Source organism: Lysinibacillus sphaericus (genome assembly GCF_000600105.1).
Taxonomy (GTDB): Bacteria; Bacillota; Bacilli; order Bacillales_A; family Planococcaceae; genus Lysinibacillus; species Lysinibacillus sphaericus.
In genome coordinates, this window is sequence record NZ_CP006837.1 from 1,925,619 (window position 1) to 1,940,942 (window position 15,324).

Consider the following 15,324-nt stretch of genomic DNA (forward strand, 5'->3'; position numbering starts at 1 on the left):
CGAACAAAAAAATAGTACGCACTTTTTTGAAAGGTACTATCAGAAAGGATAGTGTAAATATGGGTTTGGCTGATTACAAAGACACGGGGACTATCCAAGAAACCCCGTTTGGCTATACATTATCAGTAATTGGTGGTAAATGGAAAATGCTAATTATTTATATTTTGGCGGAACATCAAACGGTTCGGTTTAATGATTTGAAACGCAAAATAGGTGCAATTACCTTTAAAACATTAAGTGCACAACTGAAAGAATTAGAAGCAGATGGAATAGTCAGTCGAAAAGAGTATCCGCAGATTCCACCTAAAGTGGAGTACAGTCTTACAACTAAAGCGGAAACGTTATTGCCTGTTTTGGAACAGTTATGTGAGTGGGGAGAAAAAAACAATACGCATTAATGTCTTGCTGTAAAGCGTACCTCACAAATTAAATGAAATGAGCGATGAATGGATGCAGGAGCTACAGTTAATTTGCCATTTCTGTTGCAGGGATTGATTGAAAGCTTCAATCATCTCTTTTTTTCTGTTTCTTAGTATCAATAATTTTAAATACAAACAACAGTAGACTACAAGAAAAAACAATAGACAGTACACCTTTAACCGCCCGCATGACAAAGTGATCAGTAGGGAAATCGAATAAAATATACCCCAAACAATATATCCACGATACAATTATCAACAATTGAAATACTATTTTCTTCATGACATATTCTCCCTTAAAAGTAATGCTTTTTTTACTAGCTAAAAAATTTTATCTACAAGAATCGTAACATAGTAAGATGCAGGTGGACACAAATGTAGGATTAGATAAATTTTATTGCACAGGATTAAGGTGTATGTCTGTTTCTAACTTGAAGGTTTCTACAATGATGACTAATGGTCACTTGCTAGTAAAGAATAAGAAAAAGCACGGGAAATCAATGTTTCTAAATGATTTCTCGTACTTTTTACACGATTTTATCCAGTTTTATTATTAAAACAAAGATAAGTTTTAAAAGAAAATATATTAACCTATCGCTTTTTTATTTCAAAAATTAATAAAACAAGAGCGGCAGATACAGATATCACGCTAAGGATTAATCCGAAATTAAACATTGTGGTATAAATAAAGATATATAACCCAATTGCTTGTAATGCAGCAATTATTAAACCAATTATTAATCCTTTATAATGACTTTTTCTAATAGCTAAAAATAGTTGGATAGTAGTAAAGTTCGCTACAAGTAGAATTGTAAATGCAATCAGATAATCAAGTGAGAAAATTGAAGTACCTTCTGTTGTTGTGAACAACGAAAAAGAAGCAATTTGAATTGCGGATAAATTAACTACAGTGAAGATAAGTGACCAAATTATATATTGAATAGGTTTATTCATGTGTATGTTCTCCTTTTAATATGAATCAATATTCGCTCCAAAGCTTGAAGCTCGAACGAACGGTTCTTTTGCAAGTTTAGATAATGTTGTTGCATTCCCAACAACTACAGCTCCAATTATGTTAATTTTACTTTTATCTAACTCTTTATTTGTGGTGATTGAGTCTAAAATAACCTGCATATCTGTTTTATATGCTCTATTATTTTCTATTAAATATTGGATAGAGTTTACAAATTCTTTAGTGGGATTGCTGTATTTTTCTCCTGTATTGGAAAAAGTTTTTATTCCAATAACTTCATCTTCCTTAAATACGTATCCAGAAATTTTAGTATCTGTTTGAACAGAACTTTGCATGTTTGAAATTTCTTCATTACTAAATGTATCTAGCCAATACCATTGTATTGTTAACCCTTTTGGGATCATGGCATTTATCTCAGATATTGTGTAGTCTTTATCAAAAGAAATGCCCAATTCAAATAATTTGTCGTCTAACGTTTTATTTTGTAACAAATCGTCATGTGCTACATTCTCATAGTCAATTTTAGGATGGTAAAAGTTCATGACATTTTGTCCATAGTAGGTAAACGTTTTATTTGGAGCAGATTCAATATACGTTTCATGTGGTGTTGTATCTAATGTGATTAGTTTTTTAAATACAGGGTGACCATTTAACAGTTTATATTGAGTTGATGTAGCAGTTGATCCTATTAATGCAATATCTGTATTCCAAGGGCTTAAATATGAGTTTGCACCGTATACTTGATAATAAGCATCTTTCGCTAAAATCTCCTTGTTTAACAAAAAAGGAGTTATCTGTAGTTTTAAAATTATTAAAAATGTTATTCCAATAATGGATACAAGTCCACTTATTAATGTTATTCGTATATAACTATGTCGTTTAGCCTTTTTAATTATATTTTTTTCATTATTAAATTCAAAAATATCCTCTGAAATTTCATCTTCTTCCATAGGATTCACTCCATTCTTTTTTAAATTGGTTGCGGGCTCGATAAAGTGTCGTACGTACGGTATCAACCTTCATATTTAAAAGATTGGCTATTTGTTCATAGGTAAAGTCCATTTCGTATTTCAGTAATAGCAAATTTGCATGAAGAGGTTTAAGTCGTTCTAGAATTGCCTGAATATCATCTCTATTTTCTTTATTGATAATAAATACTTCACCATATTCTACATTTGCAAAAAGATTTTCAATAAATTCATCGTTTACTTCTACTTTAGGGTGCCGTTTTTGTTTTCGACATAAGTCATAATAGTTGTGAATAGCAACTTTAAATAGCCAAGAAGAAGGGTTTTCAGTTTCTAAATGAATCATTTTAGAAATAGCCTTATAAAATGTGTTTTGAACTATGTCTTCAGCATCCTCTCGTGTACATCCGATTTTTAATAAATATCGATAAATCAAATGAAACTTTAATTTATACAACTCTTCTAAAGTTTGAACTGTCATGTGGCCCACCTGTTCTTTTGTGTTAACATTTGTATAACGAATAAGTATTAAAAAAGTATACATATTTTAAAATAATTTTTTTAAAAATTTTTAGGAAACTCTTTATGAACTAATAGTTTTAGAAGTTAAGTCTGAATACCCGAGTGATATTGAGCCTGACTTTTCTATCGGCGTTTTAACTCTAACTCATCTATAAATAAGGATTCCGAAGTATTTAATAAATATACATTAACCTGCAAATTACAAGCTGCTTGTCAGAAGAGAGACTAATATTTAATTCAAATACTAGTTTCAAAAATATATTGTATTTCGATAAAAATATATTGAATTATGAAATATAATCGGTTATTCTTTAGACAGTTGATAGGTGGTGGGTTATAAAACAGAAGGAACTAGCCAAGTGGTTAGAACTTACTATTGTTTTCTGTTGGTTATTTGGTTTATTGCTCTGTGCTGTATTAGAAAAAATATGTAAAATATTTGACTGTCAGAGGCATTCTATCTATCATGCAAATCATTCATTTCTATCAAAAAACGCAAGACGTAGTAAAAAAGTATTTCTATAATGGGCTACCAACCATAAAATATAGAACCAGCCACTCATTTAAAAGGGAGTGGCTGGTATTTTTGTCTAAATCGTCTACAAAATGATATTTTTTTGACAGCTCTAAACATTATTCAAAAAACATACTTGAATGGACGAGCGAAACTGCTAGATAAAGGAGTGTATAGCAGAGCCATTGAGCGGCATAATGATAGCAAGGTAAAATTCCACAATGGAACAGTGAGGGTCTCCAACTGCTCTAGTGCTTCAGCTTAAAATATATAAAAATTAAAGAATGGATGATGAATTTGTCACATTTTAATAATCATGGGCAACAGGATGGGAGTAAAAATAAAATAGCCTTGAAATGGACTTTCTTTCTTATAGCGGGGTTTATGATTGTCGAAGTGATCGGTGGCATCATGACAAACAGTTTAGCGCTATTATCAGATGCAGGCCATATGTTAAGTGACGCAGCAGCGTTAGGGTTAAGCTATATTGCTGTATCCATTGGTCAAAAAGCCGTAACAAATCGAAAAACGTATGGCTATCGTCGGTTTGAAATATTTGCCGCTTTTATAAATGGTCTTACGTTAATTGCCATTTCGCTTTATATTTTTTATGAAGCTTTTCGCCGATTTTCAGAACCACCAGCCGTGGCAAGTACGGGTATGTTAATCGTTGCAACACTTGGTTTACTGGTCAACATTGGCGCAGCGTTTATCCTTAAACGAGGGGATAATGATAATCTCAATGTGAAAAGTGCTTTTTTGCATGTTTTAGGTGATATTCTCGGCTCTGTAGGAGCTATTACGGCAGCATTGCTTATTTTATTTTTTCAATGGAATTTAGCCGATCCTATTGCAAGTATGATTGTGGCGTTTCTTATCATTATTAGCGGCTATCGTGTTACGCGGGACTCCTTTAATATTTTGATGGAGAGTGCTCCAGAAAATTTGCCAACGGATGATGTCAAAGCGAAGTTAATGACTGTTGAGGAAGTCGAAGAGATTACCGATTTACATATTTGGTTAATTACAATGGATTTCCCATCTTTAACTTGTCAAGTAGTGGTAAATCAAGCAGCAGATGAACAAATTGTATTACGAAAAATACAAAATCTGTTACACGACGAATTTGCATTGCATCATATGACGATACAGATTGAAAAAAAGAACAATTAGAACGGAAATGTCATTACGTGATGGGGAATCTACATAATGCAATTTCCATGTAGATTATTCAAGAGGTCAAACTAATCAGCGTATACTTACTGAATGATAGCGTTATATCAAATAACGATTGCACATTTTGTATAGTAGTTTTTTCGTGATGTCAACTTCCGCGTATCGATCCTCCTTATTGTAAGCCGTATTTGCACTTCTATGCGTTTGTGTAGAATACTTGCTGTTGGTTGAATGCATCAACTGTTGTTTCACCCGATGCTGAGAACATCTTAATGGACAGTAGCGTAATCCACTTCTTTAGTGAATAGTGTTTGAATTGCCTTAAAAGTTACATCCACAACTAAAATTAGGGGTTTTCCTTTAAAACAATCATTGTTTAGGGGAAAACCCCTATATTTTTTACATATAGATTTCACTATGATGAGAGTGTAAGTTTCAAACACAAAATGCAGAAAGAAGGAAGAAGCATGAAAAATTCTTTCAAAATTGTCATTGTTGGTGGGGGAACAGCTGGTATATCTGTTGCTGCCCGCTTATTACGAAAATCGCCAAGCCTCAATCATGAAGTGGCGATAATAGATCCAGCCTCAAAACATTATTATCAACCGTTATGGACGTTAGTTGGTGGAGGCGCTGCTAAAAAAGAAGATTCTGAACGTTCTATGGAATCTCTTATTCCAGAAGGTGCAGTATGGATCCAACAACCCGTACTTGAATTTAAACCTGAACAAAACGAAGTCATCCTAGGAGATCAAACATCTATTTCATATGATTACTTAGTTGTAGCAGCAGGGATTGAAATTAACTGGGGTGCCATTAAAGGCTTAAAAGAAGCACTTGGTACAAAATCTGTTTGCAGTAACTATTCATTTGAACATGTTGATTATACTTGGGAAACGATACGCAATTTAAAATCGGGTACCGCCTTATTTACACACCCAAATTCACCTGTAAAATGCGGTGGTGCGCCACAAAAAATTATGCATTTAGCAGAAGATTACTTCCGAAAAACAGGTGTTCGTCAAAATATGCAAGTTGTATTTGGTTCTGCCAATCCAGCCATTTTTGATGTACTGAAATACCGTGAAGCGTTAGAAAAAGTAGTGGAACGCAAACAAATTGATGCACGATTCAGACGTAACCTAATTGAGATTAAAGCGGATGAAAAAATCGCCATTTTTGAAAATCTAGATACTGGCGCAAAAGAGCAATTGAAATATGACATGATTCATGTCACACCTTATATGAATGCACCTAAATTTATTGCGAACAGTCCTTTAGCGGATGACAATGGTTGGGTTGATGTGGATATGTACACATTGCAACATAAGAAATATGCAAACGTTTTTGGCATTGGCGACTGTGCAAACTTGCCAACATCTAAAACGGGAGCAGCCATTCGTAAACAAGCACCTGTGGTAGCTGAAAATGTTGTGGCATGTATGCGCAATCAAACAATGGACAACACATATAACGGTTATTCGTCTTGTCCAATCGTGACAGGCTACAACAAGCTAATTTTAGCAGAGTTCGACTATAAAAAAGAGCCTGCTGAATCGATGCCATTTAACCAAGCGGTGGAACGTGCAAGCATGTATATGATGAAAAAAGATTTATTACCAATCATGTATTGGGATGGCATGTTAAAAGGAACGATGTAGAAAGGAGGCATGTGTGATGGAAACGAATCCGTTACTAGAGCAACTAAAGCAGCCGGATATTGAAGCAGCGCTCGTATCATTGCTACGTCAATTGCCAACATATGAAAAAAACTTACAAGCCATCGGGAATGTTGTAAGTTTTGGACAAGCGGTATTGCAAGATCAGCAATCCATTCAAAAATATGATGAACTTGTACGAAGCTATAACGTAAATCTCGAAACGGTGGAAGCATTAGTTGGCTTACTAGAAAAATTGCCGAAGCTTTTACAAATGATCAATCAGTTAGAGGATATAGTGGATTTTGTAACAGCTGTGTTAGCCGATCAGCAAACAATTGATTATGCGACAGCAAGTATTAAATCTTACACAGAACCGATTGTAGAAAAAGGAAAACAAGGATACTCGCTCGTCAAAGATATACAACAACAAGCAGAAGCAACAACAGAACCAATTAAACTCTTTACGATTATGAAGTGGTTAAAAGACCCGAGTGTTCAAAAGTCACTGAAATATGTACAAGCAACAATCCAAATTTTAAATAAACAATCCAATTAAAAGGAGAGAATTTTATGTTATTACGTTATTTCTATGATGAAAAATTAGCACATGCTTCTTACATGGTAGGTTGTCAACGAAAAGGCGAGGCAGTGATTGTGGATCCAATGCGCAACATTGAGCCATACATCCAAGTAGCTGAAAAGGAAAATATGAAAATCGTTGGAGCATTAGAAACGCATATCCATGCTGACTTTGTAGCAGGTTCTCGTGAATTAGCTGATCGTTTTGGTGCTACGATGTACATTTCTGATGAAGGCGATGAAAACTGGAAATATCAAAACTTAGATGGCATTCAACACGTACTATTAAAAGATGGTGACAAATTTGAACTTGGTAAACTTACTTTCGAAGTGATGCATACGCCAGGTCATACGCCAGAATCTATTTCATTCCTATTAACAGATGGTGCAGCAGCAGATAAACCAATTGGAATATTTACAGGTGACTTTGTATTTGCGGGGGATATTGGCCGACCAGACTTATTAGAAAAAGCAGCTGGTATTAAAGGGACTGCTGATGCAGGAGCAAAAGTGATGTATACATCTGTAGAGCGCTTTAAACAATTACCAGACTATTTACAAGTATGGCCAGCACACGGTGCAGGTAGCGCATGTGGGAAAGCACTTGGTGCAGTACCATCGACAACAGTAGGCTATGAAAAACAATTCAACTGGGCAATGCAATTCGACAACGAGCCAGACTTTGTGAAAGCTTTATTAGATGGTCAACCAGAACCACCTTATTACTTTGCAGTGATGAAATCAGTTAATAAAATTGGCATTGAGTTAATTAAAAATTTACCAGAGGTAAAAGCCATTACTACTGTTGAAGAAATTGAAGGATTGATTGCAGCTGGTCAGCAAGTAGTAGATACGCGAGATGCTCAAGCCTTCTCACAAGGACATATTAAAGGAACGATGAACGTGCCATTTAATAACTCCTTCACAAACTGGATGGGCTGGATTGTTAACTACAAGGAACCGTTATATTTACTTGCTAACCCTGCTCAAATGCCAGACATGTTAATTGCACTTCGCTCAATCGGTATTGACCAAGTACTAGGTTATGCCGATGTAGAAGCGATGATTGAGCAAGCGAATGAACTAGATTCATATGAAAATATTACACCTTCTGAGGCAAAAGCGATGATGGACGCAGAAGATGTAGCTGTATTAGATGTGCGTAATCTGACAGAATATAATGAAGAACATATTGAAGGTGCACAGCACATAATGGTTGGTACATTAAAAAATCGTTTAGACGAAGTACCAAATAAAAAACTCATTGTTCAATGTCAAGCAGGTGGTCGTTCAGCCATTGCAGCAAGTGTATTAAAAGCAAATGGCTTCCACAATTTAGTCAATATGACTGGCGGCTACGGTCAATGGGTGAAAGAAGTAAAATAAAGTAATTAGTGCAAAGAGTGCCTTCCATGTGAGGCACTCTTTTTGGAGGTTTCTATGATCATTTTTCTAATTGTTGCCCTAGCCATTGTTTTAGTACGGGCTTATTATATTCGTTTTGTCCCTGTCAAACAGGTGAAAGATATACCGTACCGTCAAGTAGCTGGAGGACATCAAATACTTGATGTACGGGATTACAATACAACCGGCTGTTTAGTTTATAATAGTAAGCATATTCCATACGGCTATTTACCACGTTTTTATAAACAAATCGAAAATCGCCCTGTCCATCTGATAGTAGAGAGTCAAATGGATTTAAATCTGGCTAGCCGCTTTTTACGAAAAAAAGGGTATAGTGTAAATAGCTACACGATGATGAAAAGACCGTGTAAAGTAAAAGGAATGATGTATAAGGAGGTGTAAAGTATGCATTCCCAGCTTCAAAATGAGTATTTACAGCAAATTTATGAGCATATTCAAGATGGGATTATTATTATGAAGGAAAGCAGGGAAATCATTATGATGAACCCTGCTGCACAACGCTTAACTGGTTGGCAAAAAGGTGATTTTGTGCCGTATTGTTCTTATTGTATGACTCGTAAAAGGGAGCAGAGTGAACCAACATGCTATTTAATTGCAAACAATGAAGTGCCTTCATTTTTATCGGAAATGCCCATTTATCATGGTCGAAAGATTGATGTCGAAATGAGCACAGCCGCTATTTATGCTAATGAAAATACAGGGGAAACAGAATATTTACTTGTCTTACGTGATCAGGAAACATTAAAAAAAGCACAAGAGGCTGCCATTAATAAAAAAATGATTCGAGCATTAATCGAAGCAAAGGAATCAGAACATAAACGCTTAGCACAAGAACTACATGATGGAGTTGGCCAATCTTTATTTTCGGTATCTATTGCGCTACAAGCGATTGAATCTTTTGTACAAGATAATGCGCAGTTGAATGAGTATATTTCCGAGGTGCGTGCGGAACTGCAAAAAGTTATGAATGACATTAACGCATACTCTCACCAATTACGACCGCACAGTTTAGACCAATTAGGCTTAGAGCCGACTATTCAGGCGACAATTGATGCGATAAAAAAACAAATAACGGGTTTAGATATTCAATTAACGACACGTGGTCTTGATCGATGTGACCCAGCAGTTGAGATTAATTTATATCGAATTACACAAGAAGCATTGCATAATATTATTAAATATGCAAAAGCAACCCAAGTGCATATCCATATTAAAAAGGACAATACGCATATTTATATGACCATTCAAGATAATGGGATTGGCTTTGAACGGGACAAGATTCAAAATGCAGGGTTAGGGTTAAAGCATATGGAGGAACGGGTCGATCAGTTGGGTGGTACTTGTTCAATTCTGTCAAAAGTAGGACAAGGGACATGTATCGATATCGTCATTCCAAGATGGAGGCCGCAATATGATTAAAATATTACTTGTCGATGACCATGTTTTAATACGGAAGGGCATTGCGCTCCTTTTAGGGAATTATTCAGATATGACAGTTGTAGGAGAGGCAAGTGATGGAGAAGAGGCGATTCAGCTTGCCTACCAGACTGAGCCGAATGTGATTTTAATGGATATATCAATTCCAAATGGGTTGGACGGATTTACTGCGACAAAGGAAATTAAAAAAAATTTACCTGACACGAAAATAATTATGCTGACAATGCATAATGAGATAGCCTATATTCAACAAGCGATGGAAGTAGGAGCAGATGGCTATATTTTAAAAAATAGTCAAGGTGGCGAAATGTACGAAGCGATTCAAAGTGTCTATACCGGCCGTCGCTACTATGAAGTGGGCTTACCAAAAGGTCAACTAGAAAAGTTATTTAAGAAAAAAGGTAAAAACAATGCCGATATCTTATCTACACGTGAGCAGGAAATTGTTCGATTAACCATTTTAGGATTTACGAATATGCAAATTTCAGAAAAGCTATTTATTAGTGCTAAAACGGTAGAAAACCATAAAGCCAACATTATGCAAAAGCTAAATTTAAAAAGCAAGGCTGAGCTTATTCAATACGGTATTACAAATAAGTATATTACGTAGCATACGTGGGCTGCCCAATAAAGTCTTTTTCTTTCTAAAGTCTGACGTTTTGTAATGGAACAACCTTCTATATATCTTCCCTGAGCGATAAAGCAATCTGCTTTATCGCTTTTTCTATCTAGAGTGTTATATCTATCGTTTTCCTCCTCTTATCGACAATAAATAATCGCCTTTTCTTCTGAAGGATAGGGGCTTCCCCCTATATTTTTAAAGCAATTCACACTCTATACTTAAAGAAAATAAGGTAGAAAGAAGGTGTGACGATGGAGTTTTCATTCATCGTTGTCATATTTTTAATTGGTTTTGTCGGATCATTCGTATCAGGAATGGTAGGCGTTGGGGGATCCATTATTAAATACCCTATGCTTTTATATATTCCACCATTATTTGGGTTAGCAGCTTTCAGTGCACATGAAGTATCCGGTATTAGTGCTATTCAAGTGTTTTTTGCATCGATTGCAGGAGTATGGGCATATCGCAAAAGTGGCTATTTAAACAAATCGCTAATTCTTAATATGGGTATAGCAATTTTAATAGGTAGTTTTATCGGTAGTTTTGGATCCAGCATGTTACCAGAAGCAGCAGTAAATATTGTATATGGTGTTTTAGCCTTAATTGCTGCTGTTATGATGTTTATTCCGAAAAAGCAAATTGACGATAAGCAGTTAGATCAGATTACATTTAGTAAACCATTAGCAGCGGGTTTAGCGTTTGTCGTTGGGATTGGTTCAGGGATTGTTGGAGCAGCAGGTGGATTTTTATTAGTACCAATCTTACTTGTTGTCTTGAAAATCCCAACACGTATGACGATTGCCACTAGCTTAGCGATAACATTTATTTCATCAATCGGTGGAACAGTAGGGAAAATTATGACAGGTCAAATCGACTATGGGCCAGCAGCAATCATGATTGTGGCAAGTTTACTTGCAGCTCCACTTGGCGCAAAAATAGGTGGCAAGCTCAATACAAAAGCACTACAAGCAATTTTAGCAGTATTAATTTTAGGTACAGCTATTAAAACATGGTTAGATATTTTGTAAGTAGTGAAGGTTAAAAATTACATGCTCGTATTGCAACGAGTGGTGATGATGCCACAACCAGATGCTCATTAGATATGAGTATCTGGGCTTTTTTTATGTAGGAATAATGAAGGTGGAAAAAGCGTTTTTTCAGGTAGCAGCGGACTGCTCGATGCCTATCCCAGTCGCTGATGGCTTTCTACGTTAAATTTTCAAGAGAAACATGTCCCTATTTTTACAAATAGCTGTATATATTGTGTAGAAAGGGGGTGTTACGGATGGCAAAAACCCAATTATTAGATGCATCACTTCGCTTAAAGTATGTGGTGGGACATACTGAAACAAATAAGCCGAAATTTGTAATTAAAACCTACCGTAATGTAAACGACACGCATACACCAACAGCGTTAGTAACGGTAGCGAAAGCGATTGCGAGTCTTTCATCAAAGCCACTTGACAGTATTAGTAAGCAAGAAATAACAGAATTGTCGTCATTACAATAAAAAAGGAGGTAGGACTGATGGCAAAAGTTTTAGAGTTGCAATTTCATACAGCATTAGGAAAAACGGCGACGATTGCCATTGATGCACCGAAGCCACATGTTACATCTGCTGAAATTCAACAAGTGATGCAAACAATCATTATGAGTAATGTATTTGGTGGACAAGCAGGTGCTTTGGTTGGCATAAAAGGTGCACGTATGATTGATCGTCAAGTTTCAGCGTTTAACATGAACGAATGAATGAAATGGTCTTTGCAGTTGTTGCAAAGACCATTTTTAAGACAAGCAAAGCATGTCGAAAGGAGAGGGCAGTATGGAACAATGGCTGACAATGTTATCTGATATTGGTTTTCCTATCCTCATGTCGTTTTACTTATTACATCGAGTAGAGGTTAAGCTTGATGCGATTCATGATGTGATTGTTTCACTTAAGTGAAGTTGACTTCACAAAGATGTACGAAAGCTGTCACGACAGGTGGTTGTCAACGCTTACATCATTCGATAAGATGGGGGTAGTGTAAGTAGGGAGTGTGTAAAGATGAAAAATAAAGTAATGTGGTTTGTACTACTATTGACTTTAGTGACTGTACTTAGTGCATGCGGGAACGCAAAGTTTAAAGCTGATTATAGTTTGGAAATGCAGGATTTTGAACATATTAATCAACGAGGAGAAACTGTTTCACTAGACAGTTTAAAAGGGAAACCTTGGTTGGGCATGTATATATTTACGAATTGTAATTCAGTTTGTCCACCAATGACGTTTAACATGACGCAAGTGCAAGAAAAGCTGAAGAAAAAAGGGATAGAGGATTATAATATTGTCGCTTTTTCAGTAGATCCTGAGGTGGATACGCCGGAAGTACTAGCTGATTATTTAACGAGATACACTGTACCTGACGAATCTAAATGGAATCTCCTTACAGGATATTCACAGTCATATATTGAGCAATATGCAGTGAAATCAACAAAATTACTTGTCAAAGACGACCCGAATTCAGATCAAGTAATCCACGGTATTCAGTTTTTCTTAGTGGATAAAGACGGAATTCTTGTAAAACAATATGACGGATACGCAAAAGATGCAAACGATGTTCCAATCGATACAATTGTTTCGGATTTAGAAACGTATATAGATGAAAACTTATAACATGATAAGCTAGTGCTACATTGACATAGCGCTAGCTTTTTTGTAGCATGATGACAATACTTCGCGGGTATTTAAGGTTAAATCGCGGGTATTTCATGATTTTTCGCGGGTATTCAGTGGTAAATCGCGGGTAATACCATGCTTTCCGCGGGTATTAACTTGTATCCACAGAGAAATAGTTTGAGAATTGGGAATTGTTTGGGTGACTGGCACAAGGGGGAGGTAGTTAGAAATGAGCATAGGTGAAACATATTTAAAAGCTGTACGAGAAAGATTTAAAACGATTAAAGCGGACGGTGATAAAGCGATCGCACAATTAGATATTGAGCAATTGCACTGGGCTTTCAATGAAGAGTCCAATAGTATTGCAGTCATTGTCAAACATGTAAGTGGCAACATGATTTCAAGATGGACAGACTTTTTAACGACAGATGGAGAAAAAACAACAAGAAATCGTGATGAAGAATTTATTGATAGTATTGATACTAAAGAAGAGCTAATAACTATTTGGGAAAAGGGTTGGCAAGTCTTCTTAGATTCACTACTAAGCTTAACCGAGATGGATTTAATGGCACATGTCTTCATAAGAGGACAACAACATACAGTGATTGATGCGATAGAAAGACAGATGGCCCATTATGCAGCACATGTTGGGCAAATTATCTATGTTGGGAAGCAAATAAAAGGGGAAGAATGGAAAACATTGAGTATTCCAAGAGGGCAATCGCAGCTATTTACAGAAGCGATGAAAAAAAGCTAATTTTTAATTTTCAAAATTGTTTGGGTGTCAGGCACCAAAAAAAGCGCCATTCCTTCAAGTAGTCCTTGAGGGAATGGCGTTTTCTTATGAGCGATGATCTTCCCAACAGTCTGTATTTTTCAAACCTGGGATGGACTTTGCGTAAAATACAGGATTTTTTCCTGCTTTTCGTTGTAGTGTAAAATCATCTAATACACGGAAAGCTATTTTACCAAGTATCATAATTACCGTAATATTGATGAGCGCCATAAGACCCATAAATAAATCCGCTAAGTTCCAAACAAGTTGAACTTGTGCTACGGAGCCGAACATTACCATGGCCAGCACAAGTAGACGATAAACGGTCATCCAGCTTTTATGAGCATTGATAAACTCAATATTGGATTCACCGTAATAATAGTTACCAATAACAGAACTGAATGCGAAGAAAATAATACTGATGGCGATAAAATAAGGAGCCCAGTCACCAACATGCACTGCTAGAGAATTTTGTGTAAGGACGATTCCATTACTTTCACCTGTTTTATATAAGCCCGCTAAAATAATGATAAATGCAGTGGCAGAACAAATCATAATTGTATCAAAAAATACGCCTAAACTTTGCACAAGTCCTTGTTTAGCAGGATGTGATGTATTGGCAGTTGCTGCTGCATTCGGCACACTCCCCATACCAGCTTCATTGGAAAATAAGCCTCGACGAACACCTTGCATAATGGCTACCCCAATGGCACCGCCCGCAGCTTCTTGAAGACCGAACGCTTGAGAGAAAATAAGTTTAAACACGGTTGGGATTTCCCCTAAATTTGTTACAACGACATAAAGTGCAACGAGTAAATAAAAGACGGCCATTACAGGTACAATTACTTGTGTAAATTTAACAATTCTATGTACACCACCGAAAATGATCATAGCCGTTAACACTACTAATACAATGCCGATAATAAATGGTCTAATATTAAATGCTTCACCTACAGAAGTCGCAATCGTATTAGACTGTACTGCGTTAAAAATAAAGCCAAAGCTTAATGTTAAAAGGATACTAAAAACAATCCCTAACTTTCTATGACCTAATGCCTTTTCTATATAATAGGCAGGGCCACCACGAAAAGTATCGCCGTCTTTTACTTTATACACTTGAGCAAGTGTACTTTCAATAAAAGCGGTTGCCATACCAAGAATGGCAATAATCCACATCCAAAATACGGCACCAGGACCACCGACACCTATAGCAAGTGCAACACCTGTTATATTACCCGTACCTACACGAGACGCTGCGCTAATCGTGAAAGCTTGGAACGGAGAAACCCCCGACTCACCATCTCTTTTTTCTGTTATTAAACGAAACATTTCTGGGAAAAGACGTACTTGTACAAATTTAGAGCCAAATGAAAAATATAATCCAGCAGCTAATAATAATATGATTAAAAGATACGTCCATAGAATATTATTTGTATTATCTACTATATTTGATATCCACTCCATTTATATTCCTCCTTTTTTTAATAAGTTTTAGTCTACACTCTTTTTTTATAAAATATCAAATTTTTAAAAATTCTTAATAATAAAAAGATATTTTTCTCGAAATGATTTGCTGTGTGGTGGTAATATATAG

18 protein-coding genes are annotated in these 15,324 nt (G+C 35.9%); 14 read left to right on the plus strand and 4 right to left on the minus strand.

Going from position 1 to position 15,324, the window contains the following annotated elements:
• Positions 1-59: 59 nt before the first annotated feature.
• Positions 60-398, plus strand: a complete 339-nt coding sequence (locus T479_RS08860; protein WP_025219282.1) for a winged helix-turn-helix transcriptional regulator — start codon at positions 60-62, stop codon at positions 396-398.
• 612 nt (positions 399-1,010) lie between these two features.
• Here the strand turns inward: T479_RS08860 and T479_RS08870 are convergent.
• Genes T479_RS08870 through T479_RS08880 form a run of 3 tightly spaced genes read right to left on the minus strand, consistent with a single transcriptional unit; the run spans position 1,011 to position 2,841 of the window.
• Entirely contained in the window at positions 1,011-1,373 is a 363-nt protein-coding gene (locus tag T479_RS08870; RefSeq protein WP_025219284.1) for a hypothetical protein, read from the minus strand.
• 15 nt (positions 1,374-1,388) lie between these two features.
• Complete coding sequence (locus T479_RS08875; RefSeq protein ID WP_025219285.1) at positions 1,389-2,342, minus strand: anti sigma factor C-terminal domain-containing protein; 954 nt, start codon at positions 2,340-2,342, stop codon at positions 1,389-1,391.
• Complete coding sequence (locus tag T479_RS08880; RefSeq protein WP_025219286.1) at positions 2,329-2,841, minus strand: RNA polymerase sigma factor; 513 nt, start codon at positions 2,839-2,841, stop codon at positions 2,329-2,331. The genes T479_RS08875 and T479_RS08880 overlap by 14 nt, the downstream gene beginning before the upstream one ends.
• Positions 2,842-3,687: 846 nt before the next feature.
• Here T479_RS08880 and T479_RS08885 point away from each other — a divergent pair.
• The 13 genes from T479_RS08885 to T479_RS08940 all read left to right on the plus strand — a co-directional run bounded on the left by T479_RS08885 (position 3,688) and on the right by T479_RS08940 (position 13,712).
• Positions 3,688-4,569: a cation diffusion facilitator family transporter gene (locus tag T479_RS08885; protein ID WP_024363560.1), complete on the plus strand. Its 882-nt coding sequence runs from the start codon at positions 3,688-3,690 to the stop codon at positions 4,567-4,569.
• Positions 4,570-5,039: 470 nt separating this feature from the next.
• Entirely contained in the window at positions 5,040-6,233 is a 1,194-nt protein-coding gene (locus T479_RS08890; RefSeq protein ID WP_105928913.1) for an NAD(P)/FAD-dependent oxidoreductase, read from the plus strand.
• Between the two features lie 16 nt (positions 6,234-6,249).
• Complete coding sequence (locus tag T479_RS08895) at positions 6,250-6,789, plus strand: helical membrane plugin domain-containing protein (protein WP_024363562.1); 540 nt, start codon at positions 6,250-6,252, stop codon at positions 6,787-6,789.
• Positions 6,790-6,803: 14 nt separating this feature from the next.
• Positions 6,804-8,198 (plus strand): MBL fold metallo-hydrolase, encoded by a 1,395-nt coding sequence (locus T479_RS08900; RefSeq protein ID WP_025219287.1) that lies wholly within the window; start codon positions 6,804-6,806, stop codon positions 8,196-8,198.
• Between the two features lie 54 nt (positions 8,199-8,252).
• Complete coding sequence (locus T479_RS08905; protein WP_025219288.1) at positions 8,253-8,618, plus strand: rhodanese-like domain-containing protein; 366 nt, start codon at positions 8,253-8,255, stop codon at positions 8,616-8,618.
• A gap of 3 nt (positions 8,619-8,621) precedes the next feature.
• Entirely contained in the window at positions 8,622-9,656 is a 1,035-nt protein-coding gene (locus T479_RS08910; RefSeq protein ID WP_024363565.1) for an ATP-binding protein, read from the plus strand.
• The gene (locus T479_RS08915; protein WP_024363566.1) at positions 9,649-10,284 is read left to right on the plus strand and encodes a response regulator transcription factor; all 636 of its coding nucleotides are present in this window, start codon (positions 9,649-9,651) and stop codon (positions 10,282-10,284) included. Before T479_RS08910 ends, T479_RS08915 begins: the two co-directional genes overlap by 8 nt.
• 263 nt (positions 10,285-10,547) lie before the next feature.
• Entirely contained in the window at positions 10,548-11,324 is a 777-nt protein-coding gene (locus tag T479_RS08920) for a sulfite exporter TauE/SafE family protein (RefSeq protein ID WP_025219289.1), read from the plus strand.
• A 257-nt stretch (positions 11,325-11,581) separates the two neighbouring features.
• Positions 11,582-11,806 (plus strand): DUF1659 domain-containing protein, encoded by a 225-nt coding sequence (locus tag T479_RS08925; protein ID WP_024363568.1) that lies wholly within the window; start codon positions 11,582-11,584, stop codon positions 11,804-11,806.
• Positions 11,807-11,823: 17 nt separating this feature from the next.
• Entirely contained in the window at positions 11,824-12,045 is a 222-nt protein-coding gene (locus tag T479_RS08930) for a DUF2922 domain-containing protein (protein WP_025219290.1), read from the plus strand.
• Positions 12,046-12,118: 73 nt separating this feature from the next.
• On the plus strand, positions 12,119-12,241 hold the full coding sequence (locus T479_RS23145) for a YvrJ family protein (protein ID WP_080653352.1): 123 nt from the start codon (positions 12,119-12,121) through the stop codon (positions 12,239-12,241).
• 102 nt (positions 12,242-12,343) lie between these two features.
• Positions 12,344-12,952 (plus strand): SCO family protein, encoded by a 609-nt coding sequence (locus tag T479_RS08935; protein WP_025219291.1) that lies wholly within the window; start codon positions 12,344-12,346, stop codon positions 12,950-12,952.
• Between the two features lie 232 nt (positions 12,953-13,184).
• Complete coding sequence (locus tag T479_RS08940; protein WP_025219292.1) at positions 13,185-13,712, plus strand: DUF1572 family protein; 528 nt, start codon at positions 13,185-13,187, stop codon at positions 13,710-13,712.
• 84 nt (positions 13,713-13,796) lie between these two features.
• On the opposite strand, the gene T479_RS08945 is transcribed toward T479_RS08940, so the two are convergent.
• Positions 13,797-15,194: an alanine/glycine:cation symporter family protein gene (locus tag T479_RS08945; RefSeq protein ID WP_024363572.1), complete on the minus strand. Its 1,398-nt coding sequence runs from the start codon at positions 15,192-15,194 to the stop codon at positions 13,797-13,799.
• Between the last annotated feature and the right edge of the window lie 130 nt (positions 15,195-15,324).

Coding starts and splice junctions, on each gene's coding strand:
- T479_RS08860 (WP_025219282.1), top strand. CDS start 60: ATGGGTTTGGCTGATTACAAAGACACGGGGACTATCCAAGAAACCCCG.
- T479_RS08870 (WP_025219284.1), bottom strand. CDS start 1,373: ATGAATAAACCTATTCAATATATAATTTGGTCACTTATCTTCACTGTA.
- T479_RS08875 (WP_025219285.1), bottom strand. CDS start 2,342: ATGGAAGAAGATGAAATTTCAGAGGATATTTTTGAATTTAATAATGAA.
- T479_RS08880 (WP_025219286.1), bottom strand. CDS start 2,841: ATGACAGTTCAAACTTTAGAAGAGTTGTATAAATTAAAGTTTCATTTG.
- T479_RS08885 (WP_024363560.1), top strand. CDS start 3,688: ATGAATTTGTCACATTTTAATAATCATGGGCAACAGGATGGGAGTAAA.
- T479_RS08890 (WP_105928913.1), top strand. CDS start 5,040: ATGAAAAATTCTTTCAAAATTGTCATTGTTGGTGGGGGAACAGCTGGT.
- T479_RS08895 (WP_024363562.1), top strand. CDS start 6,250: ATGGAAACGAATCCGTTACTAGAGCAACTAAAGCAGCCGGATATTGAA.
- T479_RS08900 (WP_025219287.1), top strand. CDS start 6,804: ATGTTATTACGTTATTTCTATGATGAAAAATTAGCACATGCTTCTTAC.
- T479_RS08905 (WP_025219288.1), top strand. CDS start 8,253: ATGATCATTTTTCTAATTGTTGCCCTAGCCATTGTTTTAGTACGGGCT.
- T479_RS08910 (WP_024363565.1), top strand. CDS start 8,622: ATGCATTCCCAGCTTCAAAATGAGTATTTACAGCAAATTTATGAGCAT.
- T479_RS08915 (WP_024363566.1), top strand. CDS start 9,649: ATGATTAAAATATTACTTGTCGATGACCATGTTTTAATACGGAAGGGC.
- T479_RS08920 (WP_025219289.1), top strand. CDS start 10,548: ATGGAGTTTTCATTCATCGTTGTCATATTTTTAATTGGTTTTGTCGGA.
- T479_RS08925 (WP_024363568.1), top strand. CDS start 11,582: ATGGCAAAAACCCAATTATTAGATGCATCACTTCGCTTAAAGTATGTG.
- T479_RS08930 (WP_025219290.1), top strand. CDS start 11,824: ATGGCAAAAGTTTTAGAGTTGCAATTTCATACAGCATTAGGAAAAACG.
- T479_RS23145 (WP_080653352.1), top strand. CDS start 12,119: ATGGAACAATGGCTGACAATGTTATCTGATATTGGTTTTCCTATCCTC.
- T479_RS08935 (WP_025219291.1), top strand. CDS start 12,344: ATGAAAAATAAAGTAATGTGGTTTGTACTACTATTGACTTTAGTGACT.
- T479_RS08940 (WP_025219292.1), top strand. CDS start 13,185: ATGAGCATAGGTGAAACATATTTAAAAGCTGTACGAGAAAGATTTAAA.
- T479_RS08945 (WP_024363572.1), bottom strand. CDS start 15,194: ATGGAGTGGATATCAAATATAGTAGATAATACAAATAATATTCTATGG.